At 65.3% G+C, this 24964-nt stretch carries 30 protein-coding genes; 16 read left to right on the top strand and 14 right to left on the bottom strand.

The window, feature by feature from the left end:
* Nucleotides 1-9 precede the first annotated feature (9 nt).
* A complete protein-coding gene (locus tag LQZ87_RS12255) occupies nucleotides 10-600 on the top strand; it encodes a class I SAM-dependent methyltransferase (protein ID WP_230103720.1) in 591 nt (196 codons plus the stop codon).
* Between the two features lie 606 nt (nucleotides 601-1206).
* On the opposite strand, the gene LQZ87_RS12250 is transcribed toward LQZ87_RS12255, so the two are convergent.
* The 5 genes from LQZ87_RS12250 to trxB are packed head-to-tail and all read right to left on the bottom strand — an operon-like array spanning nucleotide 1207 to nucleotide 5035.
* A complete protein-coding gene (locus LQZ87_RS12250; protein ID WP_036275889.1) occupies nucleotides 1207-1614 on the bottom strand; it encodes an arsenate reductase ArsC in 408 nt (135 codons plus the stop codon).
* Nucleotides 1615-1639: 25 nt separating this feature from the next.
* On the bottom strand, nucleotides 1640-2629 hold the full coding sequence (locus LQZ87_RS12245) for a metalloregulator ArsR/SmtB family transcription factor (protein WP_230103847.1): 990 nt from the start codon (nucleotides 2627-2629) through the stop codon (nucleotides 1640-1642).
* A complete protein-coding gene (gene arsB / locus LQZ87_RS12240; RefSeq protein ID WP_230103719.1) occupies nucleotides 2629-3738 on the bottom strand; it encodes an ACR3 family arsenite efflux transporter in 1110 nt (369 codons plus the stop codon). The genes LQZ87_RS12245 and arsB overlap by 1 nt, the downstream gene beginning before the upstream one ends.
* A complete protein-coding gene (trxA, locus tag LQZ87_RS12235; protein WP_230103718.1) occupies nucleotides 3735-4061 on the bottom strand; it encodes a thioredoxin in 327 nt (108 codons plus the stop codon). The genes arsB and trxA overlap by 4 nt, the downstream gene beginning before the upstream one ends.
* Nucleotides 4058-5035 (bottom strand): thioredoxin-disulfide reductase, encoded by a 978-nt coding sequence (gene trxB, locus LQZ87_RS12230; protein WP_230103717.1) that lies wholly within the window; start codon nucleotides 5033-5035, stop codon nucleotides 4058-4060. The genes trxA and trxB overlap by 4 nt, the downstream gene beginning before the upstream one ends.
* A gap of 126 nt (nucleotides 5036-5161) precedes the next feature.
* Here trxB and LQZ87_RS12225 point away from each other — a divergent pair, with 126 nt between their 5' ends.
* The gene (locus LQZ87_RS12225; RefSeq protein ID WP_200872840.1) at nucleotides 5162-5563 is read left to right on the top strand and encodes a low molecular weight phosphatase family protein; all 402 of its coding nucleotides are present in this window, start codon (nucleotides 5162-5164) and stop codon (nucleotides 5561-5563) included.
* A 53-nt stretch (nucleotides 5564-5616) separates the two neighbouring features.
* Here the strand turns inward: LQZ87_RS12225 and LQZ87_RS12220 are convergent, their stop codons facing one another.
* The gene (locus tag LQZ87_RS12220) at nucleotides 5617-6924 is read right to left on the bottom strand and encodes an FAD-dependent oxidoreductase (RefSeq protein ID WP_152545299.1); all 1308 of its coding nucleotides are present in this window, start codon (nucleotides 6922-6924) and stop codon (nucleotides 5617-5619) included.
* Nucleotides 6925-7007: 83 nt separating this feature from the next.
* Between LQZ87_RS12220 and LQZ87_RS12215 the strand changes: the two genes are divergently transcribed.
* Nucleotides 7008-7349: a metalloregulator ArsR/SmtB family transcription factor gene (locus LQZ87_RS12215; protein WP_051606287.1), complete on the top strand. Its 342-nt coding sequence runs from the start codon at nucleotides 7008-7010 to the stop codon at nucleotides 7347-7349.
* Nucleotides 7350-7582: 233 nt separating this feature from the next.
* Here the strand turns inward: LQZ87_RS12215 and LQZ87_RS12210 are convergent, their stop codons facing one another.
* On the bottom strand, nucleotides 7583-7894 hold the full coding sequence (locus LQZ87_RS12210) for a thioredoxin family protein (protein WP_230103716.1): 312 nt from the start codon (nucleotides 7892-7894) through the stop codon (nucleotides 7583-7585).
* 466 nt (nucleotides 7895-8360) lie between these two features.
* Here LQZ87_RS12210 and LQZ87_RS12205 point away from each other — a divergent pair, with 466 nt between their 5' ends.
* Nucleotides 8361-8567: a hypothetical protein gene (locus LQZ87_RS12205; RefSeq protein ID WP_230103715.1), complete on the top strand. Its 207-nt coding sequence runs from the start codon at nucleotides 8361-8363 to the stop codon at nucleotides 8565-8567.
* A 101-nt stretch (nucleotides 8568-8668) separates the two neighbouring features.
* Here LQZ87_RS12205 and LQZ87_RS12200 read toward each other — a convergent pair whose 3' ends face one another.
* From LQZ87_RS12200 to LQZ87_RS12190, 3 genes are all read right to left on the bottom strand, one after another.
* Complete coding sequence (locus LQZ87_RS12200; protein WP_230103714.1) at nucleotides 8669-8989, bottom strand: metal-sensitive transcriptional regulator; 321 nt, start codon at nucleotides 8987-8989, stop codon at nucleotides 8669-8671.
* A gap of 21 nt (nucleotides 8990-9010) precedes the next feature.
* Entirely contained in the window at nucleotides 9011-11221 is a 2211-nt protein-coding gene (locus tag LQZ87_RS12195; protein WP_083428777.1) for a heavy metal translocating P-type ATPase, read from the bottom strand.
* Nucleotides 11222-11292: 71 nt separating this feature from the next.
* Nucleotides 11293-11553, bottom strand: coding sequence for a YHS domain-containing protein (locus LQZ87_RS12190; protein ID WP_036275904.1), 261 nt, complete (start codon nucleotides 11551-11553; stop codon nucleotides 11293-11295).
* A 169-nt stretch (nucleotides 11554-11722) separates the two neighbouring features.
* On the opposite strand from LQZ87_RS12190, the gene LQZ87_RS12185 reads away from it, so the two are divergent.
* The 9 genes from LQZ87_RS12185 to LQZ87_RS12145 all read left to right on the top strand — a co-directional run bounded on the left by LQZ87_RS12185 (nucleotide 11723) and on the right by LQZ87_RS12145 (nucleotide 19457).
* Nucleotides 11723-12166: a DUF6153 family protein gene (locus tag LQZ87_RS12185; RefSeq protein WP_036275907.1), complete on the top strand. Its 444-nt coding sequence runs from the start codon at nucleotides 11723-11725 to the stop codon at nucleotides 12164-12166.
* A gap of 91 nt (nucleotides 12167-12257) precedes the next feature.
* A complete protein-coding gene (locus tag LQZ87_RS12180) occupies nucleotides 12258-12866 on the top strand; it encodes a DUF305 domain-containing protein (RefSeq protein ID WP_036275909.1) in 609 nt (202 codons plus the stop codon).
* A gap of 144 nt (nucleotides 12867-13010) precedes the next feature.
* Complete coding sequence (locus LQZ87_RS12175; protein ID WP_036275911.1) at nucleotides 13011-13850, top strand: F510_1955 family glycosylhydrolase; 840 nt, start codon at nucleotides 13011-13013, stop codon at nucleotides 13848-13850.
* 596 nt (nucleotides 13851-14446) lie between these two features.
* Nucleotides 14447-14848, top strand: coding sequence for a four-helix bundle copper-binding protein (locus LQZ87_RS12170; RefSeq protein ID WP_188438255.1), 402 nt, complete (start codon nucleotides 14447-14449; stop codon nucleotides 14846-14848).
* Between the two features lie 155 nt (nucleotides 14849-15003).
* Nucleotides 15004-15600 (top strand): DUF305 domain-containing protein, encoded by a 597-nt coding sequence (locus tag LQZ87_RS12165; protein WP_029153978.1) that lies wholly within the window; start codon nucleotides 15004-15006, stop codon nucleotides 15598-15600.
* Nucleotides 15601-15912: 312 nt separating this feature from the next.
* Nucleotides 15913-16629 (top strand): VIT family protein, encoded by a 717-nt coding sequence (locus LQZ87_RS12160; protein ID WP_136042897.1) that lies wholly within the window; start codon nucleotides 15913-15915, stop codon nucleotides 16627-16629.
* A 73-nt stretch (nucleotides 16630-16702) separates the two neighbouring features.
* Nucleotides 16703-18124 carry a ferric reductase-like transmembrane domain-containing protein gene (locus LQZ87_RS12155; protein WP_042538265.1) on the top strand — a complete coding sequence of 474 codons (1422 nt, stop codon included), beginning with the start codon at nucleotides 16703-16705 and terminating at the stop codon, nucleotides 18122-18124.
* Nucleotides 18125-18138: 14 nt separating this feature from the next.
* Nucleotides 18139-18618 (top strand): FMN-binding protein, encoded by a 480-nt coding sequence (locus LQZ87_RS12150; protein WP_042538263.1) that lies wholly within the window; start codon nucleotides 18139-18141, stop codon nucleotides 18616-18618.
* Nucleotides 18618-19457 carry an FAD:protein FMN transferase gene (locus tag LQZ87_RS12145; RefSeq protein WP_052492863.1) on the top strand — a complete coding sequence of 280 codons (840 nt, stop codon included), beginning with the start codon at nucleotides 18618-18620 and terminating at the stop codon, nucleotides 19455-19457. Before LQZ87_RS12150 ends, LQZ87_RS12145 begins: the two co-directional genes overlap by 1 nt.
* Here the strand turns inward: LQZ87_RS12145 and LQZ87_RS12140 are convergent.
* The 4 genes from LQZ87_RS12140 to LQZ87_RS12125 all read right to left on the bottom strand — a co-directional run bounded on the left by LQZ87_RS12140 (nucleotide 19448) and on the right by LQZ87_RS12125 (nucleotide 22721).
* Nucleotides 19448-20425 carry a HAMP domain-containing sensor histidine kinase gene (locus tag LQZ87_RS12140; RefSeq protein WP_042538261.1) on the bottom strand — a complete coding sequence of 326 codons (978 nt, stop codon included), beginning with the start codon at nucleotides 20423-20425 and terminating at the stop codon, nucleotides 19448-19450. The genes LQZ87_RS12145 and LQZ87_RS12140 overlap by 10 nt on opposite strands.
* Nucleotides 20422-21102, bottom strand: a complete 681-nt coding sequence (locus LQZ87_RS12135; protein WP_042538358.1) for a response regulator transcription factor — start codon at nucleotides 21100-21102, stop codon at nucleotides 20422-20424. Before LQZ87_RS12135 ends, LQZ87_RS12140 begins: the two co-directional genes overlap by 4 nt.
* Nucleotides 21103-21371: 269 nt before the next feature.
* Nucleotides 21372-22259, bottom strand: a complete 888-nt coding sequence (gene lgt / locus LQZ87_RS12130; protein WP_052492873.1) for a prolipoprotein diacylglyceryl transferase — start codon at nucleotides 22257-22259, stop codon at nucleotides 21372-21374.
* A gap of 168 nt (nucleotides 22260-22427) precedes the next feature.
* Nucleotides 22428-22721 carry a metal-sensitive transcriptional regulator gene (locus LQZ87_RS12125; protein ID WP_042538258.1) on the bottom strand — a complete coding sequence of 98 codons (294 nt, stop codon included), beginning with the start codon at nucleotides 22719-22721 and terminating at the stop codon, nucleotides 22428-22430.
* Between the two features lie 102 nt (nucleotides 22722-22823).
* On the opposite strand from LQZ87_RS12125, the gene LQZ87_RS12120 reads away from it, so the two are divergent.
* From LQZ87_RS12120 to LQZ87_RS12110, 3 genes are all read left to right on the top strand, one after another.
* Complete coding sequence (locus LQZ87_RS12120) at nucleotides 22824-23009, top strand: hypothetical protein (protein WP_074731942.1); 186 nt, start codon at nucleotides 22824-22826, stop codon at nucleotides 23007-23009.
* 6 nt (nucleotides 23010-23015) lie between these two features.
* Nucleotides 23016-23381, top strand: a complete 366-nt coding sequence (locus tag LQZ87_RS12115; RefSeq protein ID WP_042538256.1) for a thioredoxin family protein — start codon at nucleotides 23016-23018, stop codon at nucleotides 23379-23381.
* A 160-nt stretch (nucleotides 23382-23541) separates the two neighbouring features.
* Nucleotides 23542-24951, top strand: coding sequence for an MBL fold metallo-hydrolase (locus LQZ87_RS12110; protein WP_042538252.1), 1410 nt, complete (start codon nucleotides 23542-23544; stop codon nucleotides 24949-24951).
* The last annotated feature ends 13 nt before the right edge of the window (nucleotides 24952-24964 follow it).

Here is a 24964-nt window from a genome sequence, read left to right as displayed (position 1 = left end):
ACTGAGTTCGTGCCCAAGGACCCCTTGATCGATGACGATCAGCTGGACGATCTGGAGCGCGAGCTCGTCGGTCGCGCTCGCGGACGTGTGCTCGAGATCGGTGCGGGGCGCGGTGAGAACTTCGGGGCGCTGCCGCCCGATGTCGTGTGGCAGGGGCTCGAGCCCGACGACGTTCGGCGGGAGGAACTCGCACGTCGGGCGCGCGAGTGGGGGCACGCCGCCGTACCGATGGCGGCCGGGGCCGAGAGCGTACCGCTCCCGGACGGCTCGATCGATGTGGTGGTCGGGACATACGTGCTGTGCACGGTGCCCGACGTCCGCGCGGCCCTGAACGAGCTGCGGCGCGTCCTCGTTCCGGGAGGACGGATGCTGTTCGTCGAACACGTGCTCGCGCCACGGGGATGGATGCTGCCGCTGCTGCAACGCGCAGCGACCCCGTTCACGGTGCACTGGTGCGCGGGGTGCCATCAGAATCGCGACACGCTCTCGAGATTCGCGGAGGCCGGCTTCATCGACGTCGATGTCCGCCGCGTGCGGGTCAGTGATCGGCCGCTGCCGCCGACACCTGTCGTGCTCTATGAGGGTCGCGCGCCGGCGTGATCCGGGAGTGGCCGGAGGTCAGCGGTAGTTGATGGACTGCATCGGGGTGTTTGCCAGTGGTTGCCCGCAGGTGAAATCCGCGGAATTACGCGGATTTCTGGTTGTCGTGGGACGGGCCTGAAAGGCGTGCGCGGAGAATTCTGCGGACTTTTTGCGGACTGGCTGCGGACTGCCGCAGGGGGATGCCGGCGCCATTCGGCGGTAGCCGCTCGCCTGTATGTCGGTGAAGGTGTCTCGGGTGCCACTGATCGTGACGGCCGTTTCCGTCGGTCGGATTGTCGCGAGCGCGTAGGCGTAGAAGGCGTTGAGCGCCGCTCACCTCCCTCCGACGGCGAGAGTGTAGCGGCGAGGAAACGACTCCGTTCCTGCCGTTCGCTATTTGCAGACTCCGCTCTCCGCTGCGCTGCGAGCTCCGCTTAGCAACCGCTCACTCGGGCACTGCGTCGTCCCCTCGCCGCGTGATCAGCCGATTGTCGGAGCGAGGGTGAAACTCGAGGCAGGAGCCGTTTCGGGTGCGTGATCGTAACGGGCGTTGAGGGCGCAAGCGGCTATCCAGACACCCACAGGGTAGGCAGTCGTGAGAACGTCACCAGCACGCCTGGTGCGTCAGACGAGCTCGCTTACCAGCTGCTCGATGCGTGCACGGATGTCGTCGCGGATGGGGCGGACCGAGTCGATGCCCTGACCTGCCGGGTCGTCGAGCTCCCAGTCCTCGTAGCGCTTCCCGGGGAAGAACGGGCAGGCGTCCCCGCAGCCCATCGTGATGACGACATCGGAGGCCTGGACCGCTTCGGTGGTGAGTACCTTCGGGGCTTCGGCGGTGATGTCGATGCCGAGCTCGGCCATGGCGTCGACGGCGATGGGGTTGATCTGGTCGGCGGGCATGGATCCCGCGGAGCGGACTTCGATGCGGTCGCCGGCGATGTCGCGGAGGAATCCGGCGGCCATTTGGGAGCGGCCGGCGTTATGGACGCAGACGAACAGGACGGACGGCTTTGCGGTGGTATCAGTCATAGTGACTCCAGGTAGTGAGTAGCGGTCAGTTGAGGAGATCGTCGACGAGGGTGCGCACGCGGGCGGTGATGTCGTCGCGGATGGCTTCGACGCCTTCGCGGGAGGCGAGGGCAGGGTCTCCGACGGCCCAGTCGTCGTAGCGGACGCCGGGGATGATGGGGCAGACATCGCCGCAGCCCATTGTGATGACGACATCCGCAGCCCTGACGGCATCATCAGTCAGCGGCTTCGGGAATCGCTCGGCGGCGCCGTCGCCTTCGATCTCGGCGAGCAGTGATCGCACGTGCGGGTGGATGACATCTGCGGGGCTGGAGCCGGCTGAGCGGGCGATGATCCTGCCGCCTGCGAGCTGATTGACCAGTGCGGCGGCGAGCTGCGAGCGGCCGGCGTTCGCCACACAGACGAACAGCACCTGCGGGACTGCTGTGTCGCGGTCGCGGGTGAGGTCGCTCAGGCGCTGCCGGGCGAACCGCTCCGTGAGCGGGATCAGAGCCGAGGTGACCCGGGCGGTGCGAGCGAGGGCTGTGTATGACTCTCGGACGATGGTGAGGACGGTTGCTGAGTCGATCGCCGGGATCTCTGCGGCCAGTTCGTCGGCGAGATGAGTGACGCGTGCGTCGAAGTCTGGTCGGCGCGCCTCGTCGGCCGCGTCTTCTGTCCAGGGTGCAACGGTCGCGGGAGCAAATGAATCCAGCAGCGTGGTGACGGCGCGGCGGCGGTTCGGGTTGATCTTGTACCAGACCCAGGTGCCGCGGCGCTCAGAGGTCAGCACGTCGACGTCCTTGAGAACCCTGAGGTGATGCGACACGGTCGGCTGTGACACCTCGGCGAGCTCAGCGAGGTCGCAGACGCAGGATTCCCCGCGCGGGTCGGAGGCGATCGCGGACAACATCCGCAGGCGCAGGGGGTCAGAGAGCGCCTTCAATGTGGCTGCGACGGACGACGCCGCGTCCTGCCCGATCGCGTGCGAGGCGACCGGACTGCAGGCGTCCTCAGCGGTCAAAGTGACATTCATCATGGCGTCCTTACCTCGGTGCATGGAGCTGCGGCGTATGGGTCAGTGTGGAACCACTTGCGTGCTGCCCAGAGCGAGACATAGACGAGCCCCACAAGTACCGGCACTTCGATTAGCGGGCCAACGACGCCCGCGAGGGCCTGACCCGACGTCGCCCCGAACGTGCCGATGGCCACGGCGATGGCGAGTTCGAAGTTGTTGCCGGCGGCGGTGAAGGCCAGTGTCGAAGAACGCGCGTAACCCAGTCCGAGGGCCTTGCCGGTGAAGAGTCCGATGAACCACATGACCGCGAAGTACACCAGCAGCGGCAGTGCGATCCGCGCGACGTCGAGGGGCCGAGAGGTGACCTGTTCGCCCTGCAAGGCGAACAGCAGAACGATGGTGAACAGCAGGCCGTAGAGTGCCCACGGGCCGATCTTGGGCAGGAACTTCTCTTCATACCAGTCGCGGCCCTTGCGGCGTTCGCCGATGAAGCGGGATGCGAATCCGGCCAGCAACGGGATGCCGAGGAAGATGAGCACGTTCAGGGCGATCGCTCCGACGGAGAAGTCGAGTCCCTGCGTGTCCAGTCCGAGCCATCCGGGGAGGATGGTGAGGTAGAACCAGCCGAGCAGTGAGAATGCGACGACCTGGAAGACGGAGTTGATCGCGACGAGCACGGCGGCGGCTTCGCGGTCTCCGCAGGCGAGGTCGTTCCAGATGACGACCATTGCGATGCATCGGGCGAGCCCGACGATGATGAGGCCGGTCCGGTATTCGGGCAGATCGGGGAGGAACATCCAGGCCAGGGCGAACATCAGCGCGGGGCCGATCAGCCAGTTCAGCACGAGCGAGGAGATGAGCAGCTTCTTGTCGCCGGTGACCGCGGCGACCTTGTCGTAGCGGACCTTCGCGAGCACCGGATACATCATCACCAGCAGACCCAAGGCGATGGGGATCGAGATCCCGCCCACTTCGAGGCTTGCGAGCAGTGGCGATACGCCGGGGACGAAGCGTCCGAGGAGGATGCCGGCGACCATGGCGAGCCCGATCCACAGCGGCAGCCAGCGGTCCAGGGTGGACAGGCGGCGCGTCGTTGACGTCGGTGCGGGAACGGTTGCAGCACTCATGCGAGCAGCGCCTCCATCTTCTCGGCGATAACAGGCTTCGGGTGCGCGCCGATGAGGATGTCGGTGCGGACACCGTTCTTGTAGAAACCCAGGGTGGGGATCGACGTGACACCGGCGGCCACTACTGTCTCCGGGTTCTGGTCGGCGTCGAGCTTGACGATCTTGATCCGGCCGTCGTATTCGGTGGCGAGCTGATCCAGCACAGGTGCGATCTGCTTGCAGGGTCCGCACCAGGTGGCCCAGATGTCCACGACAACGGGGAGATCCGCATCGAGGACCTCGGTCTGGAATGTGGCGTCGGTGACAGGTGTGGGGGCGCTCATGCGAACACTTCCTCGATTTCGAGTTCGATCGTGTTGCTCTCGTCGAGAGCGGACAGGTAGTGCTGGGCGTCCTGCGCGGCTGCGCATCCGGTGCCCGCAGCGGTGATGGCCTGGCGGTAGGTGTGGTCGACCAGGTCGCCAGCCGCGAACACTCCGGGAAGGTTCGTGCGGGTGGAGGGGTGTTCGACGAGCACGTAGCCGTCGGCATCCGTGTCGATGATCCCAGTGACCAGTTCGGAGCGCGGGTCATGGCCGATAGCCACGAAGATGCCGGTTGCCGAAAGCTCGCGTTCTGCTCCGGTGACGGTGTCGCGGAGGGCGACAGCGTGCACCTTCTCGGCACCGATGATGCCTGCGACCTCACTGTTCCACGCGACGTCGATCTTCGGGTGATCCAGCACCCGCTGCGCCATGATCTTCGAGGCACGGAACTCTTCGCGGCGGTGCACGACAGTGACCTTCGACGCGAAACGCGTCAAGAACAGCGCTTCCTCCATCGCGGAGTCGCCACCGCCGACGACCACGATCTCCTGCTCACGGAAGAAGAACCCATCACACGTCGCACACCACGACAGGCCATGGCCGGTCAGCCGCTCTTCTTCGGGCAGTCCGAGCTTGCGGTAAGCGGACCCCATCGTGAGGATGACGGCGCGGGCACGGAAGGTCTCACCGGCGCCGGTCTCGATGACCTTGATCGGACCCTCGAGGTCGACGCTGACGGCGTCGTCGAGCAGGATGCGTGCGCCGAAACGCTCGGCCTGCGCACGCATCGACTCCATCAGTTCTGGGCCCTGCACACCATCGACGAACCCGGGAAAGTTCTCCACCTCAGTCGTCGTCATCAACGCGCCACCCGCGGTGACGGAACCTGCGAGCACCACTGGTTCGAGCCCCGCACGAGCCGCGTAGACGGCGGCGGTGTACCCGGCGGGTCCGGAACCGATGATGACCAGCTCAACCTCTTGAATCGACATGTGTCTATATTGACATCCATCGATGCCGAATGCAATCATGCTGAAAAGAGTTCACCTGCCCGTCACCTGGCGAGCGGATCATTGCCAGTGCAGCGATCGTGCTGCAGCCTAGAAAGCAGAATCACGATGACCCAGCCAAGGACCGTCCTGTTCATATGCAAGCACAACGCGGGGCGTTCGCAGCTGGGCGCCCACCTACTCACACATGTCGGCTCCGAGCAGTTGGTGGCGACGAGCGCGGGTATCAGCCCGGCAGAAACGATCAATCCGGTGATTGCTGAGTCGTTGCAGGAACTCGGGATCGACACGAGCGCCGCCCGTCCGCGTGCTGTCACGGTCGAGGATCTCGCGTCCGCCGATGTGGTGGTGTTGATGAAGCCGGGACTCCCGCTCCCTGGTCCTGTCGGCGGAGAGCTGGTCGAATGGTCCTTCCCTGACCCGTCGAACTGGGAAGCCGACGGCGTGCGGGAACTGCGTGACGCTGTCGCCGAGAAGGTCCGCCAACTCGCTGCCCGCCTGGTCGGCTGAGATCGCGAAAGGGTGAGACCTCGATCTGAGGCCTCACCCTTTCGCATGTGCGGTTAGCCGACCGGGATGGGACGCAACCCGATCTGCACCACGGCCGGAGCCGGGGCTGCACAGCAACTTCCCGCGTTGTCGTCGAAGTCACCCGACCCGCCACACACGCCGGTATCCGGCAGGACGAGATCCTTGCGCGCGGCGGCTTCGTGATCTCCAGCGAGATGTGCCGTAACGCTGCGCACCTGCTCGTATCCCGTCAGAGCAAGGAACGTCGGTGCACGCCCGTAGGACTTCACCCCAACGATGAAGAACCCGTGCTCGGGCTGCGCGAGCTCTCTGGCACCTGTTGCCGATACCGAACCGCACGAGTGGATGTTCGGGTCGATCTCCGCGGCGATCCCGGCGACGGCATCGAGAGCGGGGTCAAGGCTGATACGCAGCTCGCGCAGCATCTCCGTGTCGGGCCGGAACCCGGTCAGGGCGAACACATGAGCGACGCCCACGACCTCACGTCCGTCCTCGGCGATGATCGTCAACGCCTCATCCTCTTGACGGATTTCCGCGACCCGGAATCCGGTGACTAGGTTCACCAGACCCTCATCGATCATCCTGCGGGCGCGAGAGCCGAGCGCAGCGCGTTCCGGGAGCTCATCGCCGAGCCCACCACCGAAGACATTCATGGCGCTCCCGCGACGCAGAAGCCACGTGACGCGGGTGCCGGGCGATCGCCTGGCCAGTTCGCTCAGGCGCAGCACGGCATGCGTGGCGGAGTGCCCGGCGCCCACGACGACGACATGCGACCCGGCGAGTTCGGAGACGTCGTCAGGGATGCGGTACGAGATCGAAGCCGAGGCCCTTGCTTCGCCGAGCGCGGGGAATCCATCACTGCCCGCCGGATTCGGAAGACCCCACGTGCCGCTTGCATCAATGACGGACCGGGCGCCCAGGCGCGATTCATGCCCGTCTGAGTCGACCAGGTGCACGATGAAGGGCTGACTCTTGCGCCCACCGTCGACGACCTTGTCACGCCCCTGACGAGAGACGCCCGTCACTGTCGTGGCGTACCTCACCTGCTCTCCCAGAACGTCGGCGAGCGGCGCGAGGTATTCATTCACCCATTCGGCGCCGGTCGGGTATCCCGAGGCTGGGGCACTCCAGCCGGTGGATTCGAGGAGACGTCGTGCCGCCGCATCGGTCAGTTCCGGCCAGGCCGAGAAGAGCCGTACATGGCCCCATTCCGAAACTGCTGCTGCGGGCCCCTCGCCACGCTCGAGGACAACGACGTCCACACCGCGTTCGGCAAGGTGCGCTGCTGCGGCAAGCCCCTGCGGGCCCGCCCCGATCACGACAACTGGAAGCTCATCCATCACATCTCCTCAAATCGAAGTTATTCGATATGAAAAGAGTTCCGCATCTATCGAAGAATGTCAATACGTGTCAGACTAGCCCCGTGAGCTTGCCAACCACCATCGAAGCGAACACCTGCTGCGTGCCGCGCATCACATCTTCGCTCACCGCAGAGGACGCGGAACGTGTCGCCCGCGTGTTCAAAGCACTCGGGGACCCCACGCGCGTCAGGCTGCTGTCGTTGATCGCGGCCGGCGCCGGCGGTGAGGCATGCATCTGTGATCTCACAGAGCCGGTGGGGCTTTCGCAAGGGACGGTCTCTCATCATATGAAGCTGCTCACCGATGCCGGTCTGGTGACGCGGGAGCAACGGGGTAAGTGGGCGTACTTCGCTCTCAATGACGGCGCGCTGGATGCGGCGGCTGACGCACTTCGTTCGGTATGACCGCTGTGGAGGCGCCGCCCCGCTCGGGTGAGCGTGTGGCCGCGCTCTCCGTAGGGCGGGTCATCAGCTGGGGAATCCGTGCTCTATCAAGCGGCTTTCACGGTCATCGCCTGCCGGTACGGTGCGCGTCGTCGCGGCGCAATGACGATCCTGACCTTGGCCGGCGGCCTCGCCTCTACCGCAGCTTCTTACGGGGAAGCGATCGCCCGCAGCATGTGCACACCTGGTCGGAGTCAGTTGCGATGAGTGAGGATGGCCTCTCGGATCTGCTCGACCGTCGGGAGACCAGCGAGACCCGCCAGGGTTGCATAGATTCGGCAGGCTAAGTCGACGCTGGTATCAGCACCGGGGAAGAGGTCTTCTCCGTTCAGGGTGATCGTGGGGGATCCCGCGAAGGGAACCTCTGCCGCGTCTTTTTTAGAGCGGATGAGTCGATAGTGCAGTTCTGTTGCTTCGTGGCCCGTCTCTCGTAGGGCTTCGGAAACACGACGCCCGGCTTCGATCCAGCTGGGGCATTCAGCGATGTGTAACGGTTCGATCTTCATGGTTCCAGGATCCTCCTTATTCGGTGCTCAATCTTGGGGGTGCATGGGTGATCCCACTGTCGTCGACGATGAGCATGTCGCCGGCGTTGGTGATCGCGATGGCCTGTGCGGTCCCGTGAATGGTTCCGACCTCTGTCCATTGCGTCGCTCCCGCGGTGATGACCCAGATCTGCCCACCGATTCCGACGCCGACGCCGACGCGCAGAAGGTGGCGCCACGAGGGTCACACCGGAGGTCCACCGAAAACGATCGTTTTCGGCTATCTAGCTCACGAATCCGGGATTCGGTTTCCAGAAACGTGCGCCGTAACGATCTTTCGGCAGGCGTATTCGGCGAGAGCCGGCGGGATTCGACCCTCGGCGTTAGCGGCCTGTTGCCTCATCGAGGGCGTCGGTCAAGTCGCTGAGCTGGGTGAGCTCGAGTAGTGGTTTCGCGGTGCCTGGACGCATGCGAGCACTCGAATGCCGTGGTCATCATCCCGGTCGACAGTGACGCGGACGAGTCCGTATGGATTGGCGGTGCCAACGTCGACGAGACGACGGCGGATGTCGTCACGTGGCTCAGTGACGACACGAACCCTGCACGTCGGCCGGCGCTCGTCGACATCCGGCAGTTCTCGCCGACCCGACTAAACCGACACGAGCTGGAAGAAGAGGTCGAGCGGGGGCGGTGACGCGTCGCATGCAGGCCGACACAGCTGGCGCGAGTACATGCGCACGAGGAATCGAACTGCTTGCGCTTCACCGGTCCGGGCACTTTCGAATCTGCCGCGAGTCAGCGAACGAGGCGGGCGATCGCCTGAGACGCTTCCCGGACCTTCTCTTCGGCGATGTCGCTGCCGGCGCGAGCTGCATCTGCCACACAGTGGCGCAGGTGGTCTTCGAGGAGCCCGACGGCAACGCTCTGCAGGGCGCTGGTCAGTGCGGAGATCTGAGTGAGGATGTCAATGCAGTACTTCTCGTCCTCGACCATGCGGTGGATGCCGCGTGATTGTCCTTCGATGCGCTTGAGGCGAGCAAGGTAGCGGGCTTTGTCCGTGAGGTACCCGTGCTCTGTGTGGTTGCAGGACGTTGTAGGGACGGTGGTATCAGCCATCTGGATCTCCGGCGGTTGTGGTCAGCGGTTCAGGATGACGCGGGTCGTGGTGTCGGGGCGGAGGTCGAGTCGGCGCAGCAGTTGTGCGTTGAGGGCGACGACGATGGTGGATAGTGACATGAGGATCGCTCCGACCGACATCGGGAGCACGAATCCGATGGGGGCGAGGACGCCGGCGGCGAGAGGGACGGAGATGATGTTGTATCCGGCAGCCCACCAGAGATTCTGCTTCATCTTCCGGTACGAAGCCCGTGACAGTTCGATCACGGAGAGTACCGAGCGGGGGTCGTCGCTTGCGAGGATGACACCAGCAGAGGCGATCGCGACATCTGTGCCCGCACCGATCGCCAGCCCAACGTCGGCCTGCGCGAGGGCAGGGGCGTCGTTGACGCCGTCGCCGACCATTGCGACCTTACGGCCCTCGTTCTGGAGTTGTTGGACCTTGGCGGCCTTGTCCTCCGGGCGTACTCCGGCGAAGACGCGGTCGATGCCGAGGTCTTGGGCGACGGCCTGCGCCACGGCTTCCGCGTCGCCGGTAATCATCACCACTTGCACGTCGAGTGCGTGGAGGGCGTCGACGGCTTCCCGGGATTCCGAGCGCACCTCGTCGGCGAGTTTCAACGCGCCGACGACGCGGCCGTCCTGGATGACGTGCAGGATGATCGCGCCATCCGTCCGCCACTGATCGGCGACCGGGAGCTCGTCGGCGTTCTCCTCGGTGAGCAGGTGCGGTCCACCGACTCGGATGATCTTCCCGTCGACGGTCGCTGTGACGCCCACAGCGGGCGAGGAAGTGAAGTCGCCGTTGCGCGGGATGGTGAGCTGCTTGTCGGCGGCTGCGCGCACGATGGCCTTCGCGAGCGGGTGCTCACTATCAGTTTCTGCGGCGGCGGCCAGTGCGAGGATCTGGTCGGGGTCGGTGCCGTCGACGACGGAAATCTCGGAGACGACGGGCTCGCCCTTGGTGAGGGTGCCGGTCTTGTCGAACAGGACCGTGTCGATGGTGCGCATGCTTTCGAGCGCGAGCCGGTCTTTGACGAGAACGCCGCCCCGGGCGGCGCGTTCGGTGGCGATTGAGACGACCAGCGGGATGGCCAGGCCCAGCGCGTGCGGGCAGGCGATGACGAGGACGGTGATGGTGCGGATGACAGCCGCGTCAGGCAAGCCGACCAACGTCCAGACGATCGCGGTGATCGCCGCAGCACCCAGGGCGAACCAGAACAGCCATCCGGCGGCGGTGTCCGCGAGCCGCTGTGCGCGGGACGAGGAGCTTTGCGCTTGGGTGACGAGACGTTGGATGCCGGCGAGGGTCGTGTCGTCGCCGGTCGCGGTGATCTCGACGCGAAGCCCGGAATCGGTGGCAACGGTGCCGGCTGTGACGTGGTCGCCGCTGCCGCGTTCCACGGTGCGGGACTCGCCCGTGACCATGGACTCGTCCATCGAGGCCCGTCCGTCGACGATGCGCCCGTCGGCGGGGACGCTGCCACCCGGCCGTACGATGACAACGTCGCCGACGACGAGATCGGTCGGTGAGACCGTGACGACCTGGTCATTCTCGACGCGCTCTGCCTCATCGGGGAGAAGAGCGGCGAGTGAGTCCAGGGCGGAAGTCGTCTGGGCGAGGGAGCGCATCTCGATCCAGTGCCCGAGAAGCATGATGACGATGAGGAGGGCGAGCTCCCACCAGAAGTCTAGTTCGTGATGGAGCACGCCGAGCGTCGCGCCCCAGGAGGCGGCGAACGCGACGGTGATCGCGAGGCCAATGAGCAGCATCATGCCGGGCTTGCGAGCGCGGAGCTCGCTGACTGCACCGACGAGGAACGGCTTTCCACCCCACGCGTACATGACAGTGCCCAGCACCGGGGATACCCAGGACAGACCCGGAATATCGGGGAGGGTGTAGCCGAGGATCATCGAGAACATGCCCGACAACGCGACCGTGGGGACGGCGAGGACGAGCATGATCCAGAACAGGCGACGGAACTGCCCGACGTGGTCGCCATGGCCTGCATGACCGCCGTGTCCAGCGTGGGTGTTGTGACCGGAGGGCGCGTTGTCGCTTCCGTGGTCTCTGTGACTGTGCGCGGCCGCGTCTGACTGCGGTGCATGCGCCATTGCTTGATGTCCCGCGTGCGCATCGTGGTCAGTTTCGGTCGTCACTGCGGGGGTCGACGCCGCGTGGTCGTGGTGGGCGTGGGTGTGCTCCGCGCCGTCGTTACGCGAGTGGCTCATGGGCCTATCCTCCTCGGAATTGAGAACCGTGGGGCTGACTTGTCTGGCGTGCCCCGCACCGTGAAACGGTGTCAGGCAGCAGCGGTGGCGTACTTAGCCGGGTCGGCGTCGAACGCGGGCTCGCATCCAGCGCAGCAGAAGTAGTACCGGGTGCCGTCGTAATCGCGGTACAGGCCAGCAGCTTCTGCATCCGCCTTGATGACGGTGCTGCCTACCATCACAGGACATTCGGCGAGATCTTCCGCGGGCGGGGTGAGGAGATCCTTGCGTCCTTCGGCGTCGACGGAACCGTGGCTGTTGCGGCTGCAGCAGGATCCAGTGGAGTCTGACATGTTTTGTTCCTCTTTCTCTCAAACACCGGAGTGCGGCGTCGGTATGCCTAACGATATACCCCCTGGGGGTATTCCGCACTAGGATATACATGGCGGCGCTGAAGGATCAGGGCGGGCGGCCGCATAGATCGTGGTGTTAGCATCCTGCACGGAATGGAGGAGGCCGAGTATGCACGTCGCAGTTCGTGGCGCACGTCCGCAGTTGTCGTTGCGCGCGTTGTTGATGCTCGGCGGGGCCACGCTGATGGTTATCGTCGGCTTGCTGGCGATGCACACCTTCACCTCCGAACCTGCGGGACACGGATCCGTCGGACTCACCCACTCCGCAGCCGGGGAGGAGCACGCCACCGTAGCGGCGTCAAACGTCGCGAGCGAGTCCACCGCGTGTGAGGGTGCGTGTCATGTGAACACCGGACATGGGCAGGGTCACAACGAGATGCTGATTGCGTGCGTGCTGGCGTTGCTTGCCGGTCTGCTTCTCCTCCTCCCTCCGATATTGATTCAGCGTCACCGGCTGCCCCCTCACCGTGCTGTAAGCCTGGTGAGGTGGGAAGCGATCGGGATCCTTCCCCGGGCACCCTCGCTGACGTTCCTTTCGATAAGTCGCACCTGAGTAGTCGCCGCCGACCCTGATGGGTCGGATTCCTGGCGCCGTCTGGCGTCATCATTTGCGAACCCTCACACGACGTATCGAAGGAACAACCATGAATAAGAAGATTCCCGTTGCTGTCAGTACGGGTGTACTGACCCTTGCACTGGTTCTCACCGGCTGCGCTGACAACAGCACGGCACCGTCCAGCGAATCCACCTCCCCGTCTCAGTCGTCGTCGACTTCGGCAGCGAACGAGGCTGACGAGATGTTCGTCACGATGATGATCCCTCATCACGAGCAGGCGATCGAGATGGCCGACATGCTGCTAGCTAAAGACGGTGCCGACGCACGCGTGGTGGAACTTGCCGAGCAGATCAAGGCGGCGCAGGGCCCCGAGATCGACAAGATGCTCGGATGGCTCGAAGACTGGGGTGTGGAGTACGACCCCGACTCCATGGGAGGCATGGATCACGGTTCGATGGGCGGTGACGACAGCATGATGTCCGAAGAGGACATGACCATGTTGGAGAGCGCGGATGCTGTCGAGGCGAACAGCCTGTTCCTGGAGCAGATGATCGTGCACCACGAAGGTGCCGTCGACATGGCGCAGACGGCGCTTGATGATGCGCAGAACCCGGACGTCCTCGAGCTCGCGCAACAGGTGATCGACGACCAGACGGCGGAGATCGCCACGATGCAGGAACTCCTCGGCCAGCTGTAGGAATCCTCCGGGCGGGCCGGTATCCGATCGTCCCGCCCGGACCTGTCATCCGTGCTGCCCCATTGCGGCAGCAGTCAGACGTCGGCGTGCTCTTGTTGCGCGTCGTGAAGCCAGGCCCGCTTGAGGCCACTAACGGAAACCATCATGAAACGCTCACTCCTTCTCGCAACCGTCACTGTGACCGTCCTGGCGGCTGTCGCCACCGGATGCACCGCGACACCGCTCGGCAACCCGGACTCAGCTCCCCGCATCGACCACATCCACGGCATCGCCCAAGATCCCCGGGGCGATGATCTGCTGGTGGCCACGCACAACGGAATCTTCACTCTCACACCAGATGGGGATATCTCCGGCCCGATCGGCGGTCACGCCTTCGACGCCATGGGATTCACGGTCTCGGGAGACGCGCTGTTCGCCTCCGGGCATCCCGGCGAAAAGACCCCGGCCGAACTCGGATCGCCCAACCTCGGCATCATCCGCAGCGACGACTACGGGAACACTTGGTCGCCTATTGCTCTCAACGGAACCACCGACTTCCACATCCTCACCGCGGCCCCGGACGGCACCCTCTACGGCGTCCCCTCTAGCCAAGTGAACCTGCTCACCAGCACAGACGAGGGAAACAACTGGACGGAGCGTGCGTCCCTCGGCGCCGCTGATCTCGCGGTCACCGAATCCGGTTTGTACGCTGCAGCCGAAGAAGGCGTTCTCTTCAGCAGCGACGGCGGTAACACATTCACTCCAGTCGACGGAACACCTGTGCTCTACGCGCTGGAGGCTCGCACCGATGGCACTCTTCTCGGCGCAGGCACCGATGGCGTCCTGTGGACAGAGGATGAAAATGGAACCTGGCATCACCTCGAATCCCTCCAAGGCGCCGTTCAAGCCCTCACGGTCATCGACGACCGCGTCATCCTCGTCGATGACCGGGGCATCGTTGAAGTCTCACCGGACAGCACCACTGTGCTGAGTCCCGCCCAATAACGCGGGCGCAAAGACCTGTGCCCAAGGATTCCTCGTGAAAGCGCCCAAGAACCCCTTTCGGAACCTCGTGTTGTTCGTCATCGTGGCGACGGTCGCCGTTGCTCTCCTCGCCGCTGCTAGTTTTCTCGCCATTGGAGCGATCTTCTGATGACCCCCACCGGCTCCAGATCCCCCTTCGACTCGATGCACCATCTGACGGCCGTGCACTCGTCCTCACCCGGCGCGCCTTCGCCTCGCAGTCCCGCGGAGCGGACGCATCGAAGGCTCGTGCGTCTTGGATATATGCTCTTGATCTGCGGTCCAGCCCTCGCGCTCGCGCATCTGATCAGTGATGCCCAATCGACCGACGTCGCTTGGTGGACGTACACGATCGCCAGCTTTGACATCGCCGTAATCATGGTCATTGTCGCCCTGGCTCTGATCCTTCGAGCTCCACCCAGTCACGCTGCAGAAACGGAATAATCGTCACCGCACAGTAATCGCTGCGACGATGATCTGCCGCTGAACTACCATGCCCTCCCGGGGTATTCAACGGGGTCCCCGGGAGCGAGGTGCGGTCGTAGTTTAAAGACTCCACAATGACGAGAGGAGCCACTATGACTGTCGCGGCGGAAATGCTCCGCACCTACCCGAAGGACCTTGGCCAGGCTGACCGGAAGGTGCTGGTGGAGTGTATCGAGGCGTGCGTTGAGTGCGCGCAATCATGCACCGCATGCGCCGACGCGTGCCTGAGCGAGGAAATGGTTGCCGAGCTGACGAAGTGCATCCGCACGAACCTGGACTGCGCCGACCTCTGCGAAACCACCGGACGCATCCTGTCCAGGCACACCGGGTACGACGCCAACCTCACCCGCGCAACCCTCGAAGCGTGCCGCACGGCATGCGCGAGCTGCGCCGACGAGTGCGAGAAGCACACGATGCACGAACACTGCGCGGTGTGTGCTGCGGCCTGCCGGCGATGCGAAGATGCCTGCGCCGCGCTCCTCGCAACCCTCTGAATAGCCACCGCGACGGCGTCGTGCAGTTCTTCGCTACCCGCATCAATCCAGTGATGCCCGTTGACCAGGCCGAAGCAGACTAGCGAGCGCTCTTACCCCACACGTCGTCATCAATCGCGCTACCGCGCAACGAACCGAGACGACAGGTGAGGAATATGTCGAAGGACGCGCACGAAACAAATGGACGACAAGCAGGGGCGAAAAAGCACGGATCGCTGACGATGTACTTGCGATTCGCGGCGATGATTCTCACCGGCATGGTCGTGATGTATTGGACGATGTTCGCTGGAGTGTGGGAATGGGGGCACATACGCTTCAGCGAAAGCCGCGTCTTCATGGCGCTCACTATGGGCGGCGCCATGGGGCTGGTCATGCTGGCCTGGATGCTCAACATGTACAAGCACAGGAAAGCGAACATTGCGGTCATCATCGTCAGCGTTCTCCTCCTCGGAGGAGGCATCGCCCTCGACCGCAGCCAGATCACCGTCGACGACACCGCGTACATGCGCGCAATGATTCCGCATCACTCGCTCGCGATCACCCGATCCGAGCGAGCACAGCTGCAGGATGTCCGCGTCTGCGAACTTGCGGTTGAAATCAGCGAAGCGCAGCGCCGGGAGATCCTCGAAATGGACTGGCTCATCGCCGACATCGAAAGCAACGGCCTCGCGCTGACGGCCGAGGACGCGCAAGACCGACCCGTTCCAGACTTCGAACGGGCAGCCGACCGCCAGTGCTCGGACGACGGATGACGATTGGTAGCGATAATCGATCGATCATGGCTTGTGCTCCGAGAGCCTGCCGGAAACGATCGTTTCCGGCGCGGTATCACTTGGTTGCCGGGGCGGTCGCCGCTAACGGGAGCCGGAACCCCGTTCTGGCATGGGCCTTCGGTTGGTGCCGCGACCGGACTTGCTAGCGGTCGAGCTGCGGAGGGCGCGTTTGTGGCGGGCGTACTCTTGTCCGATGACTCGACCTCTCACGAAGTGGCATTCCGCGCACGCAGAGCTCGACCTACGTCGGGATGTGCCTTCCATAGCCGCGCCGGGAGAAAGAACGGGGCGATGATGTTGGCGACGCATCCGGGTGAACCCCACCGCGGCGATCTCGCTGGGCGGCTCAACTGGCTCAGAGCCGGAGTGCTCGGCGCGAACGACGGCATCGTGTCGGTCGCGTCGCTCGTCGTCGGTGTCGCGGGGGCGACGACCGATTCCGCGACGCTGCTCGCCGCGGGTGTCGCCGGTCTCGTCGGCGGTGCGATCTCGATGGCGCTCGGGGAGTACGTGTCGGTGAGCAGCCAGCGAGACAGCCAACGGGCTCTGATCGAGAAGGAACGAGGAGAGCTGGCCGATAATCCTGCGACCGAGCTCGAGGAGCTGGCGGGCATCTATCAGGCGAAAGGTCTTAGCCCGGCGACCGCACGCCTCGTTGCGGAGGAGCTCACCGCGCACGACCCGCTGACCGCGCACCTCGAAGCGGAACTAGGCATCACGGAGAATCAGGTGGTCAGTCCGTGGGCGGCGGCGGGGGCCTCCGCACTTGCCTTCGCACTCGGAGCGCTGCTTCCGCTCTTGGCGATACTGCTCCCGCCTCCCGAGATCCGGGTGCCGGTCGCTTTCGCGGTGGTGCTGCTGGCGCTCGCGCTGACCGGATTCCTGAGCGCGAGGATCGGCGGGAACCCCGCGCTGAGGCCCACGATCAGGGTGGTGCTCGGTGGGGCGATCGCGCTGGTGGTCACGTTCGCGATCGGTACGCTGCTCGGGACGAGTGGCGTTGCCTGAGAGACAGATATGAGTTGCCTATCGGGAGCCGTTCCTTAGACCTGTCTCAGAGTCGGCGCAGCACGATTCCCCTATGACCACTCTGACGACGAGACCGCGTGCTTCCGTCCCCGCCGCTTCCCCTGAGCCACGGCGGGCAGCCCATGGCCGCGCGCGGGTCTGGCGTGCAGCGGCGATCACGGTGATCTGGGCGACCAGCCTGTTCGTCGTCGCTTTGTGGATCGCCTGTGGTGGAGTGACCGCAGTCCTGGGAGTCAACGCCGAGACCGTCACGACGCTCGGACGCCTCACCGGGTTGGTCGCGGCGAATCTGCTGCTCTATCAGGTGCTGCTGATGGCGCGCGTCCCGCTGTTCGAGCGCGGATTCGGTCGCGACGGGATCACGCGGCTGCATCGCTTCGTCGGATTCTGGTCGTTCTGGTTGATGGGCGCGCACATCGCACTGCTCGCGGTGGGCTACGCGATGGCTGCCGGCATCAACCCGCTCGTCCAGCTGTGGAGCTTCATCTGGGAATACCCCGGCATGCTCCTGGCGACTGCCGGCACTCTGCTGATCCTGCTCGTGGTCGTCACCTCGATCCGGCGTGCTCGTCGGCACCTGCGGTACGAGTCCTGGCACCTCCTGCACCTGTACGCGTACCTGGGCGTCGGGCTCGCGCTGCCGCACCAGCTGTGGACGGGCGCCGACTTCCTGTCCTCACCGATCGCGACCGTCTACTGGTGGTCGATCTGGGCGCTCTCCGCAGGATCGGTACTGCTCTTCCGTATCGGGATGCCGCTGCTGCGGTCCACTCGTCGGGCCCTGCGGGTGGCGGGGGTCGAGGCGGACGGTGCTCGGGGCGTCACCATCCGGGTCACCGGTCGCGACCTCGCGACGCTCGGTGCCAGGGCTGGTCAGTTCTTCGTCTGGCGGTTCCTCGATGGACCAGGCTGGACTCGCGCGCACCCGTTCTCGCTCTCCGCTGCGCCGGGAAGCGAGCTGACGTTGACTGCCCGTGTGCTGGGCGACGGCACGCGACGCCTCACCGCGCTGCTCCCTGGCACCAGGGTCATCGTGGAAGGACCATACGGGGAGATGACCGGTGAGCGCAGGACCGGGACGAAGCTGCTTATGATCGGCGCAGGCGCCGGGGTCGCACCGCTCGTCTCGCTGCTCGAGACGGAAGGCTACGGACCGGGAGAAGCGATGCTTATCACCCGGGAGTCCGCGGCCGAGGACGCTCTTCGGCAGGAGGCCATCGCTCACCTCATCAGTACCCGTGGCCTGAGCTACCTGCCGTTCATCGGCCCGCGATCTTCCGGCGCGTCGAGCTGGATCCCTGCCACGCACGAGGCGTGGTCGGGCGCAGATCTCCTCCGCCATCTCGTGCCGGAGCCGAAGGACCACGACGTGTTCATCTGTGGCGGTGAGGCCTGGATGAAAGACCTCAGGCGCGACCTGGTTGGCGCCGGGTTCCCCGCCCATCGCATCCATTCCGAATCGTTCACGATCTGAGCAGGGAGACGGCCATGAAGAAGATCCTCTACACGCTGCTCGCGACCGTCAGCGGACTCGTGCTGCTGTTCAGCTACCGAACGTCTCTGGAGGCGGTCACCCCGACCGACGCCAGTGCGGCGACAGCGGGCAGTTCATTGACGACCGCCGAGACCGGCGCGAGCGGCTCGGGAACCACATCGACGAACTCGGGAACCATGTCTGGCACCGGCCTCGCCGACGGAACCTACACCGGCGCATCATCGCAGACCCGCTACGGGCCGGTGCAGGTGCAGATAACCGTCTCCGGTGGACAGATCACGGACGCACAGGCGGTCGATTACCCGAACAGCAACGGTCGGGACCGGCAGATCAACGGCACCGCGATCCCGAGGCTCGTCTCGGAGACGATCCAGGCGCAGAGCTCGAAGATCCAGATGGTGTCCGGTGCCACATACACGAGCGGTGGCTACCTCTCGTCGCTGCAGAGCGCGATCGACCAGGCGCAGAGCTGATGCGTACCGCGAATGAGGTGACGCGGGTCTGGGTCGAGGAGATCATGGGCATTCCGATGAGCATCCATCTGATTGCTCCGGGGGAAATGACCGACGAGGGCGCCGACCGGGCAGTGCGAGCATGCTTCGACGAACTGCGTGACATCGACCGGGTCTTCTCGACATATCGCACTGATTCCGACATCAGCCGCATCCGTCGCGGTGAACTCTCCATCGCCGACGCTGACAGCAGGGTGGCGCTGGTCGCGGATGCCTGCGAACGCGCCGAAGAGGAGACTGGCGGCCTGGTCTCCGCCCGGTGGCGGGGAAGGTTCGACCCGACGGGATACGTCAAGGGCTGGGCGGTGGAAGCTGCGGGCCGTCGGCACCTCGAGCCGCTGCTGGCTGCCGCGACCGCGGTCGGCATCAACGCCGGAGGAGACCTGCAGCTGTTCACAGCCGAGGGAGCCGACTGGCGATGGCCGGTGGGAATCGCCGACCCGCACGACCGCGGTCAGTTGATCGCGGTGGTCGACGTGGTGAACGGTGCGGTGGCGACCTCAGGGACGGCGGAGCGCGGGCATCATATCCTCGATCCGCGCACCGGTAGGCCCGCGACAGGCACCGCGTCGGCCACGATCGTGACCGACGGTCTCACGCAAGCGGACGTCTGGGCGACCGCTGCCGTGGTGGCCGGCCCGGCGAACCGCTCGTGGATCGCGGCTGCGGGGTCGCGCACCGGCATCGTCGTCGATGCTGATCGTCGCGTGACCCGCTGGCTCGGCACGACGATGGTGGACGTGCAGACGACGACGGTCGGTTCGCATCCGATCGGAGGAGACGCACTCGTTCAGGGATGAGCCGGCAGTGTGAGCAGGAAAGTCGTGCCGGATGCTGTCGACCGTTCGACCTCGATGGACCCTCCGGCACGGCGAGCGACATCTCGCACGAGTGAGAGTCCGAGACCGAAGCTGCGAGGGCGCCCACTCTCGCGCGGACGCGCGAAGCGCTCGAAGACCTGCTCGGGCGAGATGCCTTCGATCCCGGAGCCCTCGTCGATGACGCGCACCGTCACGTTGCGGGCGTCCCGCGCGATGCGGATCGAGACGGTACCTCGCGCCGGGGAGTGCTGCACGGCGTTGTCGAGCAGCGCGACCAGGATGCGGACGAGCGTGACTTCCGGCAGCTGCGCCTTCACCTCCTGATCCACGGTGATCGCGAGCGAGACCTCGGAGCGCTTCTCGCTCGTCGTCATCGCTGCGACCGCTGTCGCCGCCGCTGTCGCGACGTCCGCGTTCCCGTCGGCGAACGATTCTCCTTCCGCGGCGATGAGCAGGTCGTTGAGCACGTCGGCCATCATGTCCGCATCGCGCCGGAGGTTGGTGAGACCCGCTCCGAGGTCCTCGCCTCGGTCATGACGGCGTTGCAACACCTGGATACGGCTCGTCAGCGCCGTCAGCGGCGTACGCAGTTCGTGGCTCGCGTCGGCCACGAAGTTTCGCTGCCGACGCAGCGCCTCCCCGAGCGGGCGGACCGATCGTCGAGCGGCGACCGCGGCGACAACCCCGAGCAGCACCACGCCGATCACTCCGATGATGATCACGGCCGGAACGATCACGTCGATGTCGACGATGAAGTCGTCCCGCGTTCCGGCGGGACCGCCGAACCAGCCGCCGCCGTGCTCCTCGCCTTCGCGGCGCGACGTTGAGAGCACCACCGCGATCAGCACGCCGATGCCGATCGCGACGATCACACCCGACGAGACTCCGACCCAGAGTCCGATGGATAGCGCTGCGCGACGCACGCGTCGATTATCGGCGTCGCTCATGACGGTGTTCCCGCGCGGTAGCCGCGTGCGCGGACGGTCTCGATCATGTCGGGGGACGTCTTGCGCCGCACATAGTGCACGTACGTGTCCACCGAACTCGTCGTATCTCCTTCATGGAACACGGCGCGGAGGATCTCGTCCCGACTGAACACGTGCTCGGGGCTGGTGCTCAACAGCTCCAGGAGCGCGCTCTCCGTCGCCGTCAGCGCCACTCGGATTCCAGATGGATCGTACGCGGCCTGGGCGTCCGGCGTGAACACCCACTCGCCGAGGCGTCGACGTACCCCATCAGCCCTGAACGCGCGTCGCAGCGCCCGAAGGCGCGCCAGCAGCTCGTCGTAATCGAACGGCTTCACCAGGTAGTCGTTCGCTCCGCCGTCGAGACCGGTGACACGATCGTCCACGGTGCCGAGCGCGGTCAGCATCAGGACCGGCGTCGTGATGTGCGCGGTACGCACGGCACAGATGAAATCGACGCCGTCCATGCCGGGGAGGCGTCGATCGACCACCATGGCGTCGTATCGCCTGCTCAGCGCGAGCCGGAGCGCGGTCTCGCCGTCCGCGGCATGCTCGACGTCGTACACCTCTTCCAGCACTTCGACGGTCAGCGCAGCGATCTCCGCATCATCTTCAACATAGAGCAGCGAACCGCGTGGCCCCTGTGCCGAGTCGCCCATGGTCGTCGTCCCGTCTTCCGCGATCGAGACCATCAGCGTACGCCCGGCGCAAACCGGGTCGGGTAACCCGGATGATCTTCCGCATGCCGTCGTCCGTCACACCAGAAACGATCGTTTTGGCGTCACTGGCCCGGTGGCTCCTTATGAGGCGCCACAAACGATCTTCGGAAACCCCTCTCGGCAGGGATTTTCGGCGCACCACGTCAAGAGGCGTTGTGTCCGTGATCGCTTAGACAGAACTAGCTGACAGCTGGAGGTGTGGGTGGCGTTCAGCTCTCGTCTGCGCTGCTGGGCTGATGTTCCACCGCTGGCGCGCGTCCTTCTTGGTACACGGAGGGTTCGGGTTCGGGGTGTCGTCGCCCCTGGACGACGAATAGCGCGATGCCGAGGGCGACGACGACGACGGATGCCCAGACGTTCGCGGGGATGCCGAACAGGGCGTCGCTGGTGGGGTCGATCCTGATGGCCTCGAGCCAGCTGCGTCCGAGGCCGTACCAGATCATATAGAGGGCGAAGGTTCGTCCCCACCGGAACCGGTATCTGCGCTCGAGGAGGAGGATGATCGCCACGCCGATCAGGTTCCAGATGATCTCGTACAGGAACAGCGGGTGGAACAGCGTTCCGGCCGGGAGGCCGTCCGGGAACATGGTGTCCGTCGGCAGGATCTCGAGCCCCCACGGCAGCGTGGTGGGCAGCCCGAAGAGTTCGTGGTTGAAGTAGTTGCCGATCCGACCCATGGACTGCGCGATGAGCATCGCGGGCGCGAGAGCGTCGGCGAAGGACCACAGCCGGATACCGGTTCGTCGGCAGCCGATGTACGCACCGACAGCGCCGCCCAGGAGGGACCCGTAGAGGGCGTTGCCGCCGTCCCAGATGGCGAAGATGTTCCCGAGGTTCGCGCCCGGATAGAAGTAGTCCCCGACGTGGGTGAACACGTGATAGAACCGGGCTCCGATGATGCCGATCGGGACAGCCCAGATGACGATGTCGACAACCACGCCGTCCTCCGCGCCTCGTGCCGACAGGCGTCGTTGGGTGATGATCACGGCGGCGATGATCCCGGCGATGATGCACAGCGCGTAGGTGTGGATTGTGAGCGGCCCGAGGGTGAACTGTGCCCACGACGGTGGGGGGCTGGGAAGACTCGTCAAAAGCACGAAGCACCGCTCCTCATCTGGCATCACTGTGAATGCTTCAACACATCATTGTTCAGCGCCGGTCCCATGCGAACAGCGCCCTGGGAAGACTAACGGTGTTCGACACGGGAATCGTCGAACTCCTCCCAGGTCACCAGGCGAGGGCCCCGAGGAGCGGGCCTGACCGGTTCAGGCCAGGGAGAGGAAGAGCTTCTCCAACTCGGCGGGGGAGGTGACGTCGTCGGCGTCCGGATCGGTGAGGCATTCCCGCAGCGCGGTCGAGATCACGAGGAATCCGGCCCGGTCGAGGGCCTTCGAGACGGCGGAGAGCTGCTGCACGACGTCGCGGCAGTGCGCGTCGTCCTCGACGGCCGTAATGACCGCCGCCAGCTGGCCCTGAGCTCGCTTGAGGCGGTTGACGACTTTGCGCTTGGCTTCGGGGTCGTGGACGAGCGGGTCGCCGGTGACGAGGGTGTCGGTCATGGGTGGTCCTTCCGTCGAGTTGACAACCACTATACCCCCTGGGGTATCGTATTCACATGAACTGATACTCCCCGGGGTATCGCCGAGCAAGGAGATCAGCGTATGTGCAGAGCAACGAAGTGCCACACCTGTGGAAAGACGACCTGGACCGGGTGCGGTCAGCACGTCGCATCCGTGCGGAAATCCGTGCCCGCATCCGACTGGTGCAATGGCAGCCATACCCGTGCCGAAGTCCAGGCCGCCCAGTCTCAGCGGGGTGGCTTCTTCGCCCGCCTGTTCGGACGGTGATCGGCGATGGCAACTGTTGAACTGACCACCGGGAACTTCGAACAGCTCACCCACGCCGAGGGCATCGCGCTGATCGACTTCTGGGCTGAGTGGTGTGGACCCTGCCGGGCCTTCGCCCCGGTATTCGATGCAGCATCCGACAGGCACCCCGACATCCTCTTCGGGAAGGTCGACACCGAGGCCGAGACCGCTCTGGCCTCCGCCCACCGCATCACCTCGATTCCGACCCTGATGGTCGTCCGCGACGGCGTCCTGGTCTACCGGCAGCCGGGAGCTCTTGCCGAACCGCAGCTCGAGCTGCTCATCGAGAAGGCCCGCGAACTGGACATGGACGACGTCCGCCGCCAGCTCGCCAACACCGCTACCCCCTGAAAGGACCTGGCACCATGTGCGCACGAATCACCTGCTCCTCCTGCGGCAAGCCCACCTGGGACGGCTGCGGCCAGCACATCGAACAAGCCCTCGCGGGCGTCCCCGTATCCCAGCGCTGCACTTGCACGCACTGACCCAGAAGAAAGCGACGGAGACCCTTATGCTCCTCGAACGCCTCTACGACGACGACCTCGCCCACGCCAGCTACATCATCGGCTGCCAGCGCACCGGTGAAGCGATCGTCGTCGACCCGCGCCGCGACATCCAGGTCTACCTCGACCTCGCCGCGAAGAACAGCATGACCATCACCGCGGTCACCGAGACCCACATCCACGCCGACTACCTCTCCGGCACCCGCGAGCTCGCAGCCCGTACCGGGGCGACGATGTATGTCTCCGGCGAGGGCGGCCCGGACTGGCAGTACGGTGTCGGGTTCCAAGACGCCACCCGGATAATGCACGGTCACCGCATCACGGTCGGCAACATCACGGTCGAGGCGGTCCACACTCCCGGGCACACCCCCGAGCACCTGTCCTTCCTCGTCATCGACGGCGCCACGACCTCCGAGCCGGGCTATGTCCTCACCGGTGACTTCGTGTTCGTCGGGGACGTCGGACGCCCGGACCTGCTGGACGAGGCCGCAGGCGGCATCGACACCCGCTTCGACGGCGCACGGGATCTATTCGCGAGCCTCCGCGACCACTTCCTCACCCTGCCCGACTACGTGCAGGTGCTCCCCGCGCACGGGTCGGGGTCCGCCTGCGGCAAGGCGCTCGGCGCCGTCCCAAGCTCGACAGTCGGATACGAGCGGCGTTTCGCCTGGTGGGCTCCCTACCTCGAGGCCGGCGATGAGCAGGGATTCATCGACACGCTGTTGAACGATCAGCCCGACGCACACGCCTACTTCGCACGAATGAAGCGGCAGAACCGCGTCGGACCGGCCGTGCTGGGCGAACTTCCTCCGCTCCTCGAGCGCAGCGTCTTCGATCTTGACGCCGACATCGACGCCGACCGGGTCATCATGGTCGACACCCGCCACCACTCCCTCGTGCACGAGGGCACTGTTCAGGGCGCGCTGAACGTGCCCGGAGTCGCGAAAGCAGCCAGCTACGGCGCCTGGGTCTACGACCCCGACACCGAGACGCGGCCGCTCGTCCTCATCATCGACTCGGGGGACGCCGCGGCCCGGTTCCGGGATCATCTGCTGCGGGTCGGCATCGATCAGGTCGACGGGTTCATCACCACACTCGATGGCCTCCCCACGGTGCAGCCCAAGACGATCGCCCCCACCGACCTGGACCAGGTCGACGCGGCGCTCCTCCTCGACGTGCGAAACCGTACCGAGTACAACGCCGGGCACATCCCCGGCGCCGCGCAGCTCTCCGGTGGTCGGGCCCTCTGGCACACCGACGAACTGCCCGCCGGCAAGATCCTCACCTACTGCCAGAGCGGCGTCCGCAACAGCGTCGCCGCCAGCGCCCTGCGCCGGGCCGGCCTCGACGTCATCGAGATCGAAGGCAGCTACAACGCCTGGCTCGCCGCGACGCCGTCTCGGCCGACGGCCGCCTGAGCGGCCGAGGAGC

Source organism: Microbacterium sp. Bi121 (assembly GCF_918698005.1).
Taxonomy (GTDB): domain Bacteria; phylum Actinomycetota; class Actinomycetes; order Actinomycetales; family Microbacteriaceae; genus Microbacterium.
Note: the sequence above shows the minus strand (reverse complement) of the source record. Positions and strands in the feature narration are given on the sequence as shown.